The sequence below is a fragment of the Micromonospora arborensis genome, assembly GCF_003205615.1.
GTDB classification, from domain to species: domain Bacteria; phylum Actinomycetota; class Actinomycetes; order Mycobacteriales; family Micromonosporaceae; genus Micromonospora; species Micromonospora arborensis.
Map to the genome: position 1 here is coordinate 50955 of NZ_PYBV01000062.1, position 15503 is coordinate 66457.

Genomic DNA, 15503 nt, shown 5'->3' on the forward strand with positions numbered 1-15503 from the left:
GCGGACGACCAGGAGGGGGATGCCCGTGCTCGTCGAACGAGATCACGAACTGAACACACTCATGGAGATGCTGGACGAGGCCGCCGGGGGGACGGGTCGGGTCGCGCTGATCAGCGGCGGTCTGGCCACCGGCAAGACGGAACTGGTGCAGGCGTTCGCCGAGCGGATCACCGACCGCGACGTACTGCTGATGACCGGTGGGGGAGCGCCGGCCGAGCGGGACCTGCCGATGGGCGTGCTGTGGCAGCTGCTGCGCAGCTCCGAGGACCCCGACCTGCTGGCGCGGGCGGTAGCGCTGATGCCGGCCGATCCGACCGGCCCGGGGGTGCCGCCCGCGGTACACGGGCTCACCGCGTCACTGCTGGAGGCAGCCGCGGACCGGACGGTGGTGCTCGTCGTGGACGACCTGCACCACGTCGACGTACCGACTCTTCAGGTGCTGCTCCGCCTGCGCCGGCAGATGCGGCACGCGGCGGTGCTGATGGTGCTGACCGAGGAGGATCGGCGCGGTGCGGCCAGGACCCTGTTGCAGGCGGAGGTCGGCCGCCAGCCGCACCGCCGGCTCTCGGTGGGCACGCTCACCGCGGCGGCGACGGCCCACCTGGTGGAGCGCTGCCTCGGCACGTACGCCGCAGCGCTGGGCCCCGCCGTGCACCGGATGACCGGCGGCAACCCGCTGCTGGTGCACGCCCTGGTGGCCGACCAGCGGCGGGCCGGACGGACGGCCGGCGCCGAACCGGTGCCGGGAGCCGCGTTCCGTCAGGAGGTGGGCGACGTCCTGCACCGGGCCGGGCCGGAGGTCGCCGCTACGGCCGCCGCGGCGGCGGTGCTGGGCATGCACGCCGCCCCGGAACCGATCGGCGAGCTGCTGGACCGCAACACCAGGGCGGTGACCCTGGCGCTGGACGTGCTGCGCGACGCGGGCCTGCTGAACGCCAATCGGCTGCTGCACCCGCACCTGGAGGCCACGGTGCTGGAGGGCCTGCCGCAGGACGACCTGGTGCGGATGCACGAGTGCGCCGCCGGCCTGCTCTACCGCGACGGCGCGGACGTGCTCGCGGTGGCCCGGCACCTGATCGCCGCCGACGTGGCGCCGGTGCCGTGGGGCGGTGAGGTGCTGCGCCGGGCCGCCGACCTGGCCGGCCCGGACGACCACCGGCTGTCCGTGCGCTGCCTGGAACTCGTGTTGCGTTCCGGCCCGGACGACGAGGTCGCGGTGCGCGCCGCCCTGATGCGGCTCGCCTGGCGGGCCAACCCGTCGGCGGGCACCCCGCACCTGCCCGCCCTGCGCACCGCGCTGGCGGCCGGGCGGCTGGGCTGGCGCGACGTGGTGCCGGTGGTGCGCCACCTGCTCTGGCAGGGTGACCTGGCCGCGGCCGCGGACGTGCTGCGCGCGGCCCGGACCGCGTCCGGCCCGGCCGACCCGCACGTCCTGGCCGAGCTGCGCTTCTCGATGGAATGGCCGTACGGCCCGGCGCACGACCGGCTCCCCGCCGACGTGCGGTCCTGGCTGACCGCCCCGGACGCGTCCGGCAGTCCGCTGGCCAGGTTCGCCAGCCTGGCCCGCGGCGGCGGCTCGGCCGTGGTGGACAGCGCCGAGCACATCCTGCAGAGCTGCCTGGGCGACGTGCTGCCCGAGGTGGGCACGATGGCGCTGCTCAGCCTGGAGTGGTCGGACCGGCCGGAGCGTGCCCAGTTCTGGAGTGTGGTGCTGGCCGAGGAGGCCGCGCGCCGGGGCGCGGTGACCTGGAGCGCGCTGCTCGGCTGCGTCCGCGCCGAGCTGGCCTGGCGGCGCGGCGACCTCGCCGGGGCGGAGGGGGCCGCGAGCGCCGCCCTGGATCTGCTGCCGTCGCAGAGCTGGGGGGTGCTGGCCGGCTGGCCGCTGGCCACCATGGTGCTGGCGCGCACCGCGATGGGCCGCTTCACCGAGGCCGCCGAAACGTTGCAGCGTCCGGTTCCGGAGGCGACCGCGACGACCGTGTTCGGTGCCCGGCTGCGGCACGCGGCCGGCTGTCTCAACCTGGCCACCGGCCGTCCGCTGGCCGCGGTCGACGAGCTGGAACGGTGCGGTGCGCTGCTCAAGCAGCTCGACCTGGACCTGCCCGCCATGGTGCCGTGGCGCAGCGACCTGGGCCGGGCCTACCTGGCGGCCGGTTCCCGGCTGCGGGCCCGCGAGCTGGCCGCCGACCAGGCCGACCGGGCCGAGACCCGGACCCGCGCGCTGTCGCTGCGGGTGATGGCCGCAGCCGGTGACGTTCGCAACCGGGCGGCGCTGCTGAGTGAGGCGGTCGCGCTGCTGGAACAGTGCGGGGACCGGTTGGAACAGGCCTACGCGCTGGCCGACCTGAGCCAGGTGCGCCGCGAGATCGGTGACCTCGGCGAGGCGCGGCTGCTTCAGCGGCGGTCCCGCCAGGAACTCAAGGCCTGCCAGGCCGCCTCCCCGCCGCGCGGCGGGGAGGCGGTCGTGCCGGACCCGGTGCCGGCGGTCGAGACGGTGGTGGACGCCACCACGCTCAGCGAGGCGGAGCGCAACGTGGCCGGGCTCGCCGCCCTCGGGTACACCAACCGGCAGATCGGCCGCACGTTGTTCATCACGGTCAGCACGGTCGAACAGCACCTCACCCGGGTGTACCGCAAGCTGCGGGTCACCCGCCGTACCGACCTGCCGGCGAAGCTGCCGGCCTAACCGGCCGAGGTGCTCGCGTCGGCCTCGTGACCGTCGATCCGCGAAGCGGCCCCCGATCCCGGATGGGATCGGGGGCCGCTGTCGCGCGGTCAGGCCGGGACCGGGGCGGCCTTCAGCGGCTCCCACCAGGCCCGGTTCTCCCGGTACCAGCGGGCCGTCTCGGCCAGTCCCTGCTCGAACGGGATGCGCGGCGCGTACCCCAGCTCGCCACGGGCCTTGGCGATGTCGACCGAGTAGCGGGCGTCGTGCCCCTTGCGGTCGGGCACCCGCCGCACCATCTCGGGGCCGCTGCCCATGACGGTCAGCAGCCGGTCGGTCAGCTCCCGGTTGCTCAGCTCGGTGCCGCCCCCGATGTTGTAGATCTCGCCGGCCCGACCCCGCTCGGCCACCAGGGCGATACCCCGGCAGTGGTCGTCCACGTGCAGCCAGTCGCGCACCTGGCTGCCCTCGCCGTACAACGGCACCGACAGACCGTCGAGCAGGTTGGTCAGGAACAGCGGGACGACCTTCTCCGGGAACTGGTACGGCCCGTAGTTGTTCGAGCACCGGGTCACACACACGTTCATGCCGTGGGTGCGGTGGTACGCGCGGGCCAGCAGATCCGACGACGCCTTCGACGCCGAGTACGGCGAGTTCGGCAGCAGCGGACGATCCTCGGTCCACGATCCGGAGTCGATCGAGCCGTACACCTCGTCGGTCGAGACGTGCACGAACCGGCCGACGCCGGCGGTCAGCGCCGACTGCAACAGCACCTGGGTGCCGAGCACGTTGGTGCGGACGAACTCGTCCCCGCCGGCGATCGATCGGTCCACATGGGACTCCGCGGCGAAGTGCACCACCAGGTCGGTGCCGGCCATCAGACCGTCGACGACCGGGCGGTCCGCGATGTCGCCGCGTACGAAGTGGACTCGCGGATCCTCCAGCACCTCGCCCAGGTTGGCCAGGTTGCCGGCGTACGTGAGGTTGTCCAGCACCACCACGTCGCCGGCGAGGGCCGGGTAATCGCCGGCGATCAGCCGCCGCACGAAGTGCGATCCGATGAACCCGGCACCGCCGGTGATCAGGACGCGCATGCCAGCGCCTCCGTCCGGTGTTCGGCGGCGATCGTCATCAGGTACTGCCCGTACGCGGTTTTGCCCAGCCCCGCGCCGATGGCGTGACAGGCGTCGGCGTCGATCAGCCCACGGCGCAGGGCGATCTCCTCCAGGCACGCGATCCGCAGGCCCTGCCGCTGCTCCACGGTCTGCACGTACTGCCCGGCCTGGAGCAGCGAGTCGTGGGTGCCGGTGTCCAGCCAGGCGAAACCGCGGCCCAGCGTGACCAGCTTGGCCCGGCCCCGATCCAGATAGACCCGGTTCACGTCGGTGATCTCCAGCTCGCCGCGCGGCGACGGCTGGATGTTCTTGGCGATGTCGACGACCTCGTTGTCGTAGAAGTACAGCCCGGTGATCGCCATGTTGCTGCGCGGGTTCTCCGGTTTCTCCTCCAGCGAGACCAGCCGGCCGGCGCCGTCGGTCACGCCCACCCCGTAGCGGGAGGGGTCGTTGACCGGATAGCCGAACAGCACACAGCCGTCCACGTCCCGGGCGTTCTCCTGCAGCACCTCGGAGAACCGGGGGCCGTGGAAGACGTTGTCGCCGAGGATGAGCGCGGCCGGATCGTCACCGATGTGGTCGGCGCCGATCAGGAACGCGTCGGCCAGGCCGCGCGGGGTCTCCTGAACGCCGTAGGTGATGTTCAGGCCGAGCGTCGAGCCGTCGCCGAACAGGTGCTCGAACTGCGGCAGGTCCCGCGGGGTCGAGATGATCAGGATGTCGGTGATGCCGGCCAGCATCAGCACCGACAGCGGGTAGTAGATCATGGGCTTGTCGTAGACCGGCAGCAGCTGCTTGGACATCGGCAGCGTCACCGGGTGCAGGCGGGTACCGGCCCCGCCGGAGAGGATGATGCCTTTCACTTGTCGCTCCCTCGTGGATGGACCGCGCCGTCACGCGGCGGTCAGCTCCTCCAGGTGTGCCACCAGATCGCTCGTGGTGGGTCTGCTGCGGATCTCGTCGCGCAGCCGTGCCGCCCGGTCCCGGTACGCCGGGTCGGACACCAGTGACCGCACCGCTTCGCGGATGGAGGCCGGGTCGGCCAGGTCGCCCTGTAGATGCACACCCACGCCGGCGGCCGTGAGGCGTTCGGCGGTGACGGTGGTCTCGGTGGTGAACGTGATGGCGAGGTGGGGGACTCCGTAGGCGAGGGCGGTCATGGTGGTGCCGCTGCCGCCGTGGTGCACGACGGCGTCGCAGTGCTCCATCAGCAGCCGCACCGGAACCCGTTCCAGCACCCGTACGCCAGGTGGAACCGTGCCCAACGCCGCGATGTCCTCGGCGGTCGCGGTGAGGATCACCTCCAGGCCCAGGCCGGACACCGCCTCCAGGATGTCCGGCAGCAGATAGGAGTTCGGGCCGCTCATCGTGGACAGGGCCGTGGACCAGGACACGCAGACCCGACGCCGCTCCGGCGGGTCCAGCACCCAGTCCGGCACCGGCGCGGAACCGTTGTAGGGCACGAAACGCACCGGCACCCGCTTGGTGTCCACGGCCGGGGCCATCGCGTCGGGACACGGGTCGATCACGTACTCGAGGTCGTCGAGGCCGAACTCCGGCAGACCGTGGCGGGGGAACGAGCCGCTGGCGTCGTGCGGCACGCTGCGCCGGTGTGGCGGCTCGTGCGTGCCGACCGGTCCCCACAGGTGGAGCAGCGCGGGCACGCCGGTGACCCGGGCCGCCAGCAGACCCTCCAGGCTGGTCGGGTCGTGCAGCACGACGTCCGGCCGCCAGCGGCGGGCCACGTCGACCGCCGCGTCGAAACTGCGTGCGGTACGCGCCAGGAGGTCCGGTTCCACATCCCTCCGGTACGCCGCCAGGTCGAAGTCGTCGAGCGAACCCATCTCCGCCCCGGTCAGCGGATGCAGCGGAAGCCACGGGTAGCGCCAGCGACCCTCGACCGCCTCGTGGTAGTACTCCATCCGGTTGGCGACCACGATGTCCATGCCGTCGAGCACGGGGATCGGCAGCAGCCCGGCCCGGGTCAGCGGCTCGGCCTGCCCCGGCGGGCACAGCACCCGCAGCTCGTGGCCGGCCGCCTGTAGGGCCCAGCCGAGCGGCACCATCGCGGCGTAGTGGGTGGCCCAGGACGAGACGGTGAACAGGACCCGCATCGTCACCACCCGCCCGGCGCGGCGGTGACGAAGACCGGCGTGCAGCCCAACGCGAGGTGCACCCGCCCGTCCCGGTACGCGATCGGCCACGTACGACCCAGGGCGTCCACCCCCTCGGCGGCGGCCGGTCCCCAGTCCACGGTGACCGCCTCGTCCGGCTCGTCCTCGCCGCTCCACGGATCGCGGTCCAGCCAGGTCACCAGCAGCGGCGGCCGGCCCGGCCGGGACACCTCGAAGACCCGGTGCCCCTCCCGGCTGCCGGCCCGCGACAGCACCTCGTCGGCGCCGGTCAGCTCACCGGCGACAAGCGCGAACGCCTCCGCCGACGGGTGCCGGCGGGCGATCTCCTCGCCGTCGTGGGCCAGCAGCGCGAAGGTGCGGAACATGACGTCCATCAGCCCGTAGCGGTTGTCGAAGCCGGGTGCCTCGGGGGCGAGATGCCAGCAGGTGGTGCGGCGGATGCCGGACGAGAAGGCGAGCACGTTGCGCATCACGATCTCGCGGCGTGCCATCCGGTAGCGCTTGGCGTCCAGCTCGGGCGGGCAGTCCATCAGGAACATCTGCAGGCTCACCGGCAGCTCGTCGCGCCGCCGGTACAGCTCGGCGATGGCGGCCCGCTCGCCGTCGCGTCCGTGCGCGGCACCGGTCTGCACCGGGCCCAGCAGCACCTGCATGGCGTCCGGGAACAGCGCCGGCCACGGGCCGTTGTACTCGCCCACCACGACCGGCTTCTCGTACCCGTGCGCGCGCATCAGGTCGCGGGCGAACTCGACGTGCTCCGGGATCAGCGCGGCCGGGCCGTACAGGTGCAGGTCGAACAGATCGAAGTGATCGCGGCCGTCGCGCAGCAGCTCGTCGAAGAAGACACGCTCGTAGCCGTCCGGCGGGGTGTACGGCAGCAGGAACGGCGCGCCGCCGAGGATCACCTTCGCCGTCGGGTCGGCGTCGCGCACCGCGGCGTGCAGGGCCCGCAGGTGCGTCAGGTACTCCGGTGCGGTGCCGGCCCAGAGCTGGGCGTGGTCGGTGGGTTCGTTGTCACACTGCCAGTAGTGCACCCGGCCGCCGCAGTGCCGCACCAGCCGCCGCACGAAATCCTCGTACCGTCGGACGTCCTTGGCCGGCGACGGCGGGAGCACCCGGGTCGGCACCCGGGTGGCCCACGGGGAGCTGGAGCAGACCGTGACCCAGACCTCCTCGGTGCCGTCGAGCTGGGCCAGCAGCGCGTCGACCACGCCGAAGTTCCACTGGCCCGGCGCCGGCTCGATCTGCGACCAGTAGACGTAGACCCGCACCAGGCTGCCGTTGAGGTCACGGATCTGCGGCACGAACCGCTCCGGCTCGCCGTACACGCCGTAGGTGATGCCGCGGACGACGCCGAGCCGCAGGCCGCCGTCGTCGTGGTGGGTGGTGGTCACCGGGTGAGCCCCATTCGTTCGGATGCCAGATCTTCCAGAGCGCGGGTGAGCTCACCGGGCGGGGGGGTGGCGAGGATCTCCGCCCGGACGGCGGCGGCGCGTTCCCGGTAGACCGGGTCGCCGAGCAGGCTCGCCACCGCCTCGGTGAGGCGGTGCGGGGTGACGTCGCCGGGTTCCAGGTGGATCCCGGCCCGCCGTTCGTGCAGCTTGCGACCGAGGTCGCGCTCGTCCCACCAGGGCGCCGGGACGGTGAGGCTGGGCACGCCGTGCACCAGCACGTTGCCGAGGGTGCCGAACCCGCCGTGCTGCACGATCGCGGCGCAGGTGGGCAGCAGGTCGTTGAGCGGTACGAAGTCCACCGCGCGGACGTTGTCCGGCAGGGCGTCCACGGCGGCGAGCTGATCGGCGTTGAGCGTGGCGACCACCTCGACGTCCAGTTCGGCAAGCGCGGTCACCAGATCCACGACGGACACGAAGTCACCGCCGAGTAGCTGGCCCGAGACACCCAGCGACAGGCAGACCCGCGGCCGGGACGGGGTTTCGTGCACCCAGTCCGGAATGGTGGAGGGGCCGTTGAACGGCACGTACCGCACCGGCAGCCGCGGCACGGTCAGCGGCAGCTGCATCCAGCCCGGGGTCGGGTCGATCGTCACCTGGCCGGTCATCATCTCGCGCACGAGGTCCGGCCCCGGCGTGCCGGTGCACCCGGCGCGGGCCAGTCGGCCGCTGATCCAGTCGGTGACCGGGTCGTCGCGACGGCCCACCGGCTGCTCGGCCATCAGGCCGAGATACCGGTCGTACATCCGGGAGATGTAGTCGATGCCGAAGAGCATACGGGCGTGCGCGGCGCCGGACGCGTGCGCGGCGATCGCTCCGGCGAAGGTCAGCGCGTCCCAGATCACCAGGTGCGGCTGCCACTCCCGGGCCAGCTCCACCAGCTCGTCGAGCATCGCCTGGTCGGTGACGTAGTCGTAGTCGGCCGAGCATCCCATGGTGAAGGCACCCAGCACGTAGTTCCAGGTGAGCCGCTCCTCCCGGGTCTCGGTCATGCCGGAGGTGAGACTCTCCCAGTTGGACGCGCCGCGGTCCGCGCCGTCCTGGGCCTGCAACGAGGCCATCATGTTCAACTCGTTGCCGACCGGCACACCGGTGAAGCCGATCCGCTCGATGGTGTCCATCAGGTCGGGATGGCTGGCGATCCACACCTCGTGACCGGCGGCGCGCAGCGCGGCGAGCACCGGCACCAGGTTGAACAGGTGCGGCTTGGTGGCGAAGACGGTGGCGAGCACACGCATGACGATCTCCTCAGCCGGCCAGCTGCTCGAGGGCGGACGTGACGGCGGCGGGCGACGGGGTCGCGAGGATCTCCCGGCGTACGTCCTCGGCGTTCTCCCGGTGCCTCGGGTCGGTCAGCAGTTCGCGTACGGCGTCGGTGAGCGCGGCGGGGGTGATCCGCTCGGGTTCCAGGAGCAACCCGGCACCCCGCTCGTGCAGGTGGCGTCCCAGGTCCCGCTCGTCCCACCAGGGTGCCGGGACGGTGAGGCTCGGCACCCCGTGGGTCAGCACGTTGCCGAGGGTGCCGAACCCGCCGTGCTGCACGATCGCGGCGCAGGTGGGCAGCAGGTCGTTGAGCGGTACGAAGTCGACCACCCGCACGTTGTCCGGTAGCCGCGCGCCGTCGAGCTGGCCGGCGGTGAGCGTGGCGACCACCTCGACGTCCAGGGTGGCCAGGGCGGTCACCAACTCGACCACCGACACCTGGTCGCCGCCGAACAGGTCACGTCCGGACATGCCCAGCGACAGGCAGACCCGGGGGCGGTCGGGGCGTTCGTACACCCAGTCCGGTGCCGCCTCGCCGCCGTTGTACGGCACGAACCGCATCGGCAGCCACGGCAGGTCGAGCGGGGTCTGCATCCACGACGGGGTGGGGTCGATGCACGCCTGACCGGTCATCAGTTCGCGGTCCAGACCCGGGTGTGACTCGCAGCCGTACCGGGCCAGCCGACCGGCCAGCCACTCGGCGACCGGGTCCTCGCGGCGCTCGGCGGGCTGCTGGTCGCGCAGCCGCACGAAACCGTCGTACATCCGGGTCACGTAGTCGATGCCGAACAGCAGACGGGCGTGCGCGGCGCCACTGGCGTGCGCGGCGATCGCCCCGGAGAAGGTGAGTGCGTCCCAGATCACCAGGTCCGGCTGCCACTGCCGGGCGTAGCCGACCAGGTCGTCGAGCACCGTCTGGTCGGCGAAGAACTCGTACTCCACCGGGCAGGCGACGGTGAAGGCGCCGAGCGCGTGTTCCCAGGTCAGCTCGTCCGGCGGCAGCATCCCGCCACCGTGCGCGCGGAACGTCTGCCCGCGCGGGCCGCTGGACGAGCGGCCCATCGCCAGTTCCTCGCCGACCGGCACCGCGGTCAGCCCGGCCGCGGTGATCGCGTCGGCCAGGTCCGGCTGGCCGGCCACCCGGACGTCGTGCCCGGCCGCCCGCAGCGCCCAGGCCAGCGGCACCGCGTTGTAGAGGTGTGTCTTGACGGCGATGACGGTGATCAGGACCCGCACGGCGATCAGCTCCCGGCCGTCAGGGCGGTCAGTTCGCGGACCACGTCGTGCGGGCCCGGTGCGGCGTGCAGCTCGTCGCGGACCTCGTGCGCGCTGCGGGTGTGCGCCGGTTCGGCGAGCAGGCGGCCGAGCCGGTCGCGCAGGTTGGCGCGGCTGAGTTCGGCATGCGGCAGCAGGAACCCGGCACCGCGCCGTTCCAGCAGGGCGGCCAGTCGGGCCGCGTCCCACCAGGGGGCCGGGATGACGATGCCGGGCACGCCGTGCGTGAGTACGTTGCCGGTGGTGCCGAAGCCGCCGTGGTGGATCACCGCGGCACAGCTCGGCAGCAGTTCGTTGAGCGGTACGAAATCGACAGCGCGCACGTTGTCCGGCAGGGTCCGCACGGAGGCGAGCTGCTCGGCGTTCAGCGTGGCGATCAGCTCGATGTCGAAGTCGGCAAGCGCGTCCAGCAGGTCCGAGACGGTGGTCAGGTCGCCGGTGGACACCTGGTCGCCGCCGAAGAGTTCCCGGCCGGACACGCCCAGCGAGAGGCAGACGCGGGGCCGGGACGGCGGTTCGTGCACCCAGGTCGGGATGGTGGACGGCCCGTTGAAGGACAGATACCGCAGCGGCAGGTACGTCAGGTCGAGCGGGAGCCGCATCCAGTCCGGGGTGGGGTCGATCGTCCACTGCCCGGTCATCAGCTCGCGGGTGAGTTCCGGCCGGAACTCCGTGTCGTAGCGGGCCAGCCGGCCGGCCAGCCAGTCGGCGATCGGGTCGTCCCGGCGCTCCGGCGGTTCCGCGCCGAGCAGGGTCCGGTAGTCCTCGAGCATGCGGAACACGTAGTCCTGGCCGAACAGCAGGCGGGCGTGGGCGGCGCCGGTGACGTGCGCGGCGATGCCGCCGGCGAAGGTCAGCGCGTCCCAGATCACCAGGTCCGGCTGCCAGTCCCGGGCGAACTCGACGAGGTCGTCGACGACCTGCTGGCTGCCCAGGTACTCGTACTCCATGGAGCAGCCGATGGTGAACACGCCCAGGACGTAGTTCCAGGTCAGCCGCTCCGGATCCAGCTCGCTGAGCCCGGTGAGCCGCTGCCAGGGGGCCCCGCCGGCACTACCGCCGGAATCGGGGTCGCTCTGGAACGCGTTCGCCATCTCCAGCTCGTCCCCGACCGGCACGGCGGTGAGCCCGGTCGCCGTGATGACGTCGGCGAGATCAGGCTGGCTCGCCACGCAGACCTCGTGGCCCGCCGCGCGGAAAGCCCAGGCCAGCGGAACCATGTTGTAGAAATGCGGTTTAGCGGCGAAAACCGTGAACAGTACGCGCATGAACTGCTCCACCTGTGGGGCGACAGCGCCGGAGAATACGAATACCGAGAATAGTCAGCCGCCGTTATCTCACTAACCCCTATGTGCCCCTAACGCTTTCGCCCGGCCATCGTGACGTAAACCTCGATGCCGGTCAGCAGCTGCCGCAGGCCGAACTCCAGGTTGGGTTCGACGCTCGCGTCGTCGACGGCGGCGTCGTCGGTGCCACCGCCGGTGGCCGTACCCGGCGGCGGGCCGAAGGTGCCGGCCGCGAGCAGCGCGGCCAGGGTCGGGAAACGCGCCGGGTCGGCGACCGCGGCCAGGGCGGTGCCGAAGGTGACCGGGTCGGACTCGTCGGCCGGTGCCCGGTCGATCGAGATCCGGGCCAGGCCCTGAGCGGCGCCGCTGAGGAACAGCGCGAGCGAGACCATCTCCTCGTAGCGCAGGCCGACCCGGGAGATGGCCGACAGCAGGTCCTCGAACCAGGCCAGCTGGTTGGGGCCGATCGGGTAACCGACCTTGGCCCGCACCATCCACGGATGGGCCTGGTAACGGGCCCACAGCGCCTTGACCCACGCCTCGACCTGGGCGCGCCAGTCAGCGGACAGCGCGGTCAGGTCCGGTGGTGCGCCGGAGGCGTCGTCGAACATCGCCTCGACCAGGTGGTTCTTGCTGGGCACGTACCGGTAGAGCGACATCGCGGTGACGCCCAGCCGCTTGCCGATCTGCTGCATGGAGACCGCCTCGAGGCCCTCCTCGTCGGCGATCGCGATGGCCGTCCCGACGATCTTGTCGACGCTCAGCCCCGGTTTGGGCCCGGGTGCCCGGCCGGGCTGCCCGGTGTCGCGCCAGAGGAACTCGTAGGTGCGTGGAACCTCGCTGGTCCTGCCGTCCTGCGCCATGCCGACATCCTTCCGCGTTGACCCCCGCCGTCATCTGTGTATAGCATAAACCCATCTGCTTATGACATATGCTCGGCTCCCTCGGGCCGGGTGCCCTCCAGACCTGCGCAGAGTTAGGGAGAGCAATGAAGAGTCAATACGCGATTCAGATCAAAGACCTCAGGAAAAGGTACGGCGACGTCGAGGTGCTCAAGGGTGTCGATCTCGATGTGCGCAGGGGCACGATGCTGGCCCTGCTCGGCCCGAACGGTGCCGGCAAGACCACCGTGGTCAAGGCGCTCAGCACCCTGACCCGCCCCACCAGCGGCACCGTCACCGTCAACGGCTTCGACACCGTGCGCGACCGCAACGGCGTCCGCAGCTCGATCGGCCTGGTCAGCCAGTTCGTCGCCCTCGACTGGATGCACACCGGCCGGGAGAACCTGGTCATGATGGGCCGGTTGCAGAGGCTCAGCAAGCCCAACGCCGCCAAGCGCGCACAGCAGCTACTGGAACAGTTCGAGCTGCTCGACGCCGGCGACCGGCCCGTGAAGACGTACTCCGGGGGCATGAAGCGCCGCCTCGACCTGGCCGCCAGCCTCATCGTCACCCCGGCGGTGCTCTTCCTCGACGAGCCCACCACCGGTCTCGACCCGCGCAGCCGCCAGGTCATGTGGGACGTGATCCGGAAGATGCTCGGCTCCGGCATCACGATCCTGCTCACCACGCAGTACCTCGAAGAGGCCGACCAGCTCGCCGACGAGATCGCCGTGCTCAACGGCGGCCGGATCATCGCGCAGGGCACCGCCGAGGAACTCAAGCAGGCCGTCGGCAAGGAGCGCGTCGAGGTCGTCCTCGCCACCGACGAGGCGTTCCGGCGGGCCGGCGAGCTGATCACTGGTGAGGGCCTCCAGACCGATCCGGAGACCCGCACGATCAGCCTGGTCATCGAGGCCCCGTCGCACGTCAAGCGGGTCCTCGACCAGCTGGAACAGCACGACCTGGAACTCACGTCGTTGTCGCTGACCAAGCCCACCCTGGACGACGTCTTCTTCGCCCTCACCAAGCGCGACGGCACCCCGGTCGCACCCGCGCCGGCCGCGCACACCAGCACCGACTCCGAGGTTGGAGCCGTATTGTGACCACCGAGACCCTGACCGGCGACGACGTCGTCCTGCCGGAGAAGCGTTCCAAGCTGTACTGGGCGATCAGCGACAACATGGTCCTGATCGGCCGTCACATCCACCACCTCACGCGCAGCCCCGACCAGATGTTCACCGCGATCATGCTGCCGGCGTCGATGCTGCTGCTGTTCCGCTTCATGTTCGGCGGCGCGATCGACGTCGGGAACACCACCTACATCAACTATCTGCTTCCGGGCATCCTGGTCATCAGCGTAACGATGATCTCGGTGTCCACCACGCTCGCTGTGCAGTCCGACATGCAGGAGGGCGTGGTCGACCGCTACCGCGCCATCGCCATGATGGACTCGGCGGTGATCACCGGGCACATCGTGGCGGCGGTGTTCCGCGGCGCCATCGCCCTGGCCATCATGGTCGGCCTCGGCTACGCTGTCGGGTTCCGCCCCGACGGCTCGTTCCTCGGCTGGGTCGGCGCGATGGGCATGCTCCTGCTGTTCGCCTTCTCGCTGGCCTGGGTCGCAGCCGTGCTCGGCCTGATCGCCAAGTCCGTCGACGGCGCCAGCGGTCTCGGCCTGATCCTGATGTTCACGCCGTACGCGAGCAGCGCCTTCGTTCCGCCGGAGACCCTGACCAACGGCCTGCGCCAGTTCGTCGAGCACCAGCCGGTGACCCTGGTCGTCGACACGGTCCGCTCGCTGCTGCTCGGTCAGCCCGTCGGCAACGCCGGCTGGCAGGCGGTGGTGTGGTGGGTGGCGATCCTGCTGGTCTTCGCCCCCCTGGCCACCCGCATCTACCGCCGCCGCTTCGCCTGCCCCTCCTCCCGCCGTGTGGGCCGGTCCCCCCGGGCCCGACCGGCACCCGCCGGCCGGGTGGACGCCCCCGAACCTCCCGGCCGGCAAGAAGGGGCCGCGACCGTCATGGTCGCGGCCCCTTCGGCGTGCCGGTCATGTCGGCGCGGGCCCGGAGCCGCCACCTTCGCCACGGCCGACGAGGTCCTCGCGGTGGGCGCAGCCGGCAACCCCTATTCGTCTCGGCACCCGGTCCTGCCACCGGGGACGGCTTCGGCCCGGTCGAGCGGAGGGCTCGACCGGGCCGGAAGACCGCGGGTTCGGGGGCGGTGCTCAGACCACGTGCACGTGGGGAACGTAGAGGATCCATCTGCCGCCGGCCTCGCGGAACGCCCGCTCCTTGGCCATGATCTCCTCGGCGTGGTTCCAGGCGAACAGCAGGGCGTAATCGGGGTACGGGTCGGCGAAGACGGCCGCGGGGCGGACCGGGATGTGCGAGCCCGGGGTCAGCCGGCCGTGCTTGGCGGGGGTGGTGTCGCAGACGTAGGGGACGAGGTCGGGACCGATGCCGCAGTAGTTGGCGATGGTGGAGCTCTTGGCGGTGGCGCCGTAGGCGGCGATCGTGTGGCCCTCGGCGCGCAGGCGGTGCAGCAGCGCCACCAGCTCGGTGCGGATGCCCTGGATCTTGCGGCCGAAGGCTTCCAGGGTGGCCATGTCGGTCAGGCCCAGTTCCCGCTCCTCGGCAAGCAGTTCGGCGACCGCGGGGGTGGGGGTGCGGCGGCCGGCGCGGGCCACGGTGTAGCGGATCTGGCCGCCGTGCACCGGCAGGCGTTCCACGTCGGCCAGGACGAAGCCGAAGCGTTCGGCGAGGGCCTGGACGGCGCGGACGGTGAAGAAGAAGACGTGCTCGTCGTAGATCTGGTCGAACGCCGTGCGTTCCAGGATCTCGCCGAGGTACGGGTCCTCGAAGACGAACACGCCGTCGCTGGCGAGCAGCACGTCCAGACCCTCGAAGACGGGCCGCAGGTCCGGCACGCTGCAGATGGTGTTGGCCGAGTAGACCACGTCGGCCGGGCCGTCGGTCGCCAGGATGGCGGCGGCCGACGCGGCGTCGAAGAACGCCCGGTGCACCCGGACGGTGCCCGCGCCGGACGGCTCGACCGCGAGGTGCCGGATACCGGCCTCGCCGCAGGTGTGCAGCAGCACGCCGTCGTTGGCACCGATCTCGACCACGAACGGGTCCGGCCCGGTCAGTTCGGTCTCGATGAACCGGCGGGCGGTCTCCTCGAAGTGCTTCGTCATCACCGACGAGCCGGCCGAGTGGTACGGGTACCCCTCGTGGTGCGCGAGTTCCGGCGGCACCGACTCGATCAGCTGCACCAGCGCGCACGACTCGCACATGCCGACCGCGAGCCGGAAGAAGAACTCGTCGTCGGTGCCGTCCGGCGCGACGAACGCGGACGACAGCGGCTGGCGTTCGAAGTCGAAGAACTCCAGGAGGGCATGCTGACACACCCGGCAACGTGACATGGCAGGCAGTC

General features: G+C 71.6%; 11 protein-coding genes and 1 pseudogene. 3 read left to right on the plus strand and 9 right to left on the minus strand.

From position 1 onward, the window contains the following. Positions 1-19 precede the first annotated feature (19 nt). A complete protein-coding gene (locus C7C45_RS31910) occupies positions 20-2686 on the plus strand; it encodes a helix-turn-helix transcriptional regulator (RefSeq protein WP_110568472.1) in 2667 nt (888 codons plus the stop codon). Positions 2687-2775: 89 nt separating this feature from the next. Here the strand turns inward: C7C45_RS31910 and rfbB are convergent, their stop codons facing one another. The 8 genes from rfbB to C7C45_RS31950 all read right to left on the minus strand — a co-directional run bounded on the left by rfbB (position 2776) and on the right by C7C45_RS31950 (position 12053). After that, entirely contained in the window at positions 2776-3759 is a 984-nt protein-coding gene (gene rfbB, locus C7C45_RS31915; RefSeq protein WP_110568474.1) for a dTDP-glucose 4,6-dehydratase, read from the minus strand. Continuing rightward, positions 3747-4643, minus strand: a complete 897-nt coding sequence (rfbA, locus tag C7C45_RS31920; RefSeq protein ID WP_110568476.1) for a glucose-1-phosphate thymidylyltransferase RfbA — start codon at positions 4641-4643, stop codon at positions 3747-3749. Before rfbA ends, rfbB begins: the two co-directional genes overlap by 13 nt. A 30-nt stretch (positions 4644-4673) precedes the next feature. Then, the gene (locus C7C45_RS31925) at positions 4674-5894 is read right to left on the minus strand and encodes a nucleotide disphospho-sugar-binding domain-containing protein (protein WP_110568478.1); all 1221 of its coding nucleotides are present in this window, start codon (positions 5892-5894) and stop codon (positions 4674-4676) included. A 2-nt stretch (positions 5895-5896) separates the two neighbouring features. Continuing rightward, positions 5897-7309, minus strand: coding sequence for a hypothetical protein (locus C7C45_RS31930; RefSeq protein WP_110568480.1), 1413 nt, complete (start codon positions 7307-7309; stop codon positions 5897-5899). After that, complete coding sequence (locus tag C7C45_RS31935; protein ID WP_110568482.1) at positions 7306-8604, minus strand: activator-dependent family glycosyltransferase; 1299 nt, start codon at positions 8602-8604, stop codon at positions 7306-7308. Before C7C45_RS31935 ends, C7C45_RS31930 begins: the two co-directional genes overlap by 4 nt. A gap of 10 nt (positions 8605-8614) precedes the next feature. Further along, on the minus strand, positions 8615-9865 hold the full coding sequence (locus C7C45_RS31940) for an activator-dependent family glycosyltransferase (protein WP_110568484.1): 1251 nt from the start codon (positions 9863-9865) through the stop codon (positions 8615-8617). A 5-nt stretch (positions 9866-9870) separates the two neighbouring features. Next, a complete protein-coding gene (locus C7C45_RS31945; protein ID WP_110568514.1) occupies positions 9871-11172 on the minus strand; it encodes an activator-dependent family glycosyltransferase in 1302 nt (433 codons plus the stop codon). A gap of 89 nt (positions 11173-11261) precedes the next feature. Further along, positions 11262-12053, minus strand: a complete 792-nt coding sequence (locus C7C45_RS31950; protein WP_110568486.1) for a TetR/AcrR family transcriptional regulator — start codon at positions 12051-12053, stop codon at positions 11262-11264. Positions 12054-12178: 125 nt separating this feature from the next. Between C7C45_RS31950 and C7C45_RS31955 the strand changes: the two genes are divergently transcribed. Further along, a complete protein-coding gene (locus C7C45_RS31955; protein WP_110568488.1) occupies positions 12179-13174 on the plus strand; it encodes an ATP-binding cassette domain-containing protein in 996 nt (331 codons plus the stop codon). Between the two features lie 128 nt (positions 13175-13302). Further along, positions 13303-13815: pseudogene (locus C7C45_RS35360) on the plus strand (ABC transporter permease); the annotation flags it as partial. 480 nt (positions 13816-14295) lie between these two features. Here the strand turns inward: C7C45_RS35360 and C7C45_RS31965 are convergent. After that, positions 14296-15492, minus strand: a complete 1197-nt coding sequence (locus C7C45_RS31965; RefSeq protein ID WP_208641492.1) for a class I SAM-dependent methyltransferase — start codon at positions 15490-15492, stop codon at positions 14296-14298. Positions 15493-15503 lie beyond the last annotated feature (11 nt).

Bases quoted from the DNA above. Each gene is read 5' to 3' on its own strand.
- C7C45_RS31950 (WP_110568486.1), bottom strand. From the start codon at position 12,053: ATGGCGCAGGACGGCAGGACCAGCGAGGTTCCACGCACCTACGAGTTC.
- C7C45_RS31935 (WP_110568482.1), bottom strand. From the start codon at position 8,604: ATGCGTGTGCTCGCCACCGTCTTCGCCACCAAGCCGCACCTGTTCAAC.
- C7C45_RS31925 (WP_110568478.1), bottom strand. From the start codon at position 5,894: ATGCGGGTCCTGTTCACCGTCTCGTCCTGGGCCACCCACTACGCCGCG.
- C7C45_RS31910 (WP_110568472.1), top strand. From the start codon at position 20: ATGCCCGTGCTCGTCGAACGAGATCACGAACTGAACACACTCATGGAG.
- C7C45_RS31965 (WP_208641492.1), bottom strand. From the start codon at position 15,492: ATGTCACGTTGCCGGGTGTGTCAGCATGCCCTCCTGGAGTTCTTCGAC.
- C7C45_RS31945 (WP_110568514.1), bottom strand. From the start codon at position 11,172: ATGCGCGTACTGTTCACGGTTTTCGCCGCTAAACCGCATTTCTACAAC.
- C7C45_RS31955 (WP_110568488.1), top strand. From the start codon at position 12,179: ATGAAGAGTCAATACGCGATTCAGATCAAAGACCTCAGGAAAAGGTAC.
- rfbB (WP_110568474.1), bottom strand. From the start codon at position 3,759: ATGCGCGTCCTGATCACCGGCGGTGCCGGGTTCATCGGATCGCACTTC.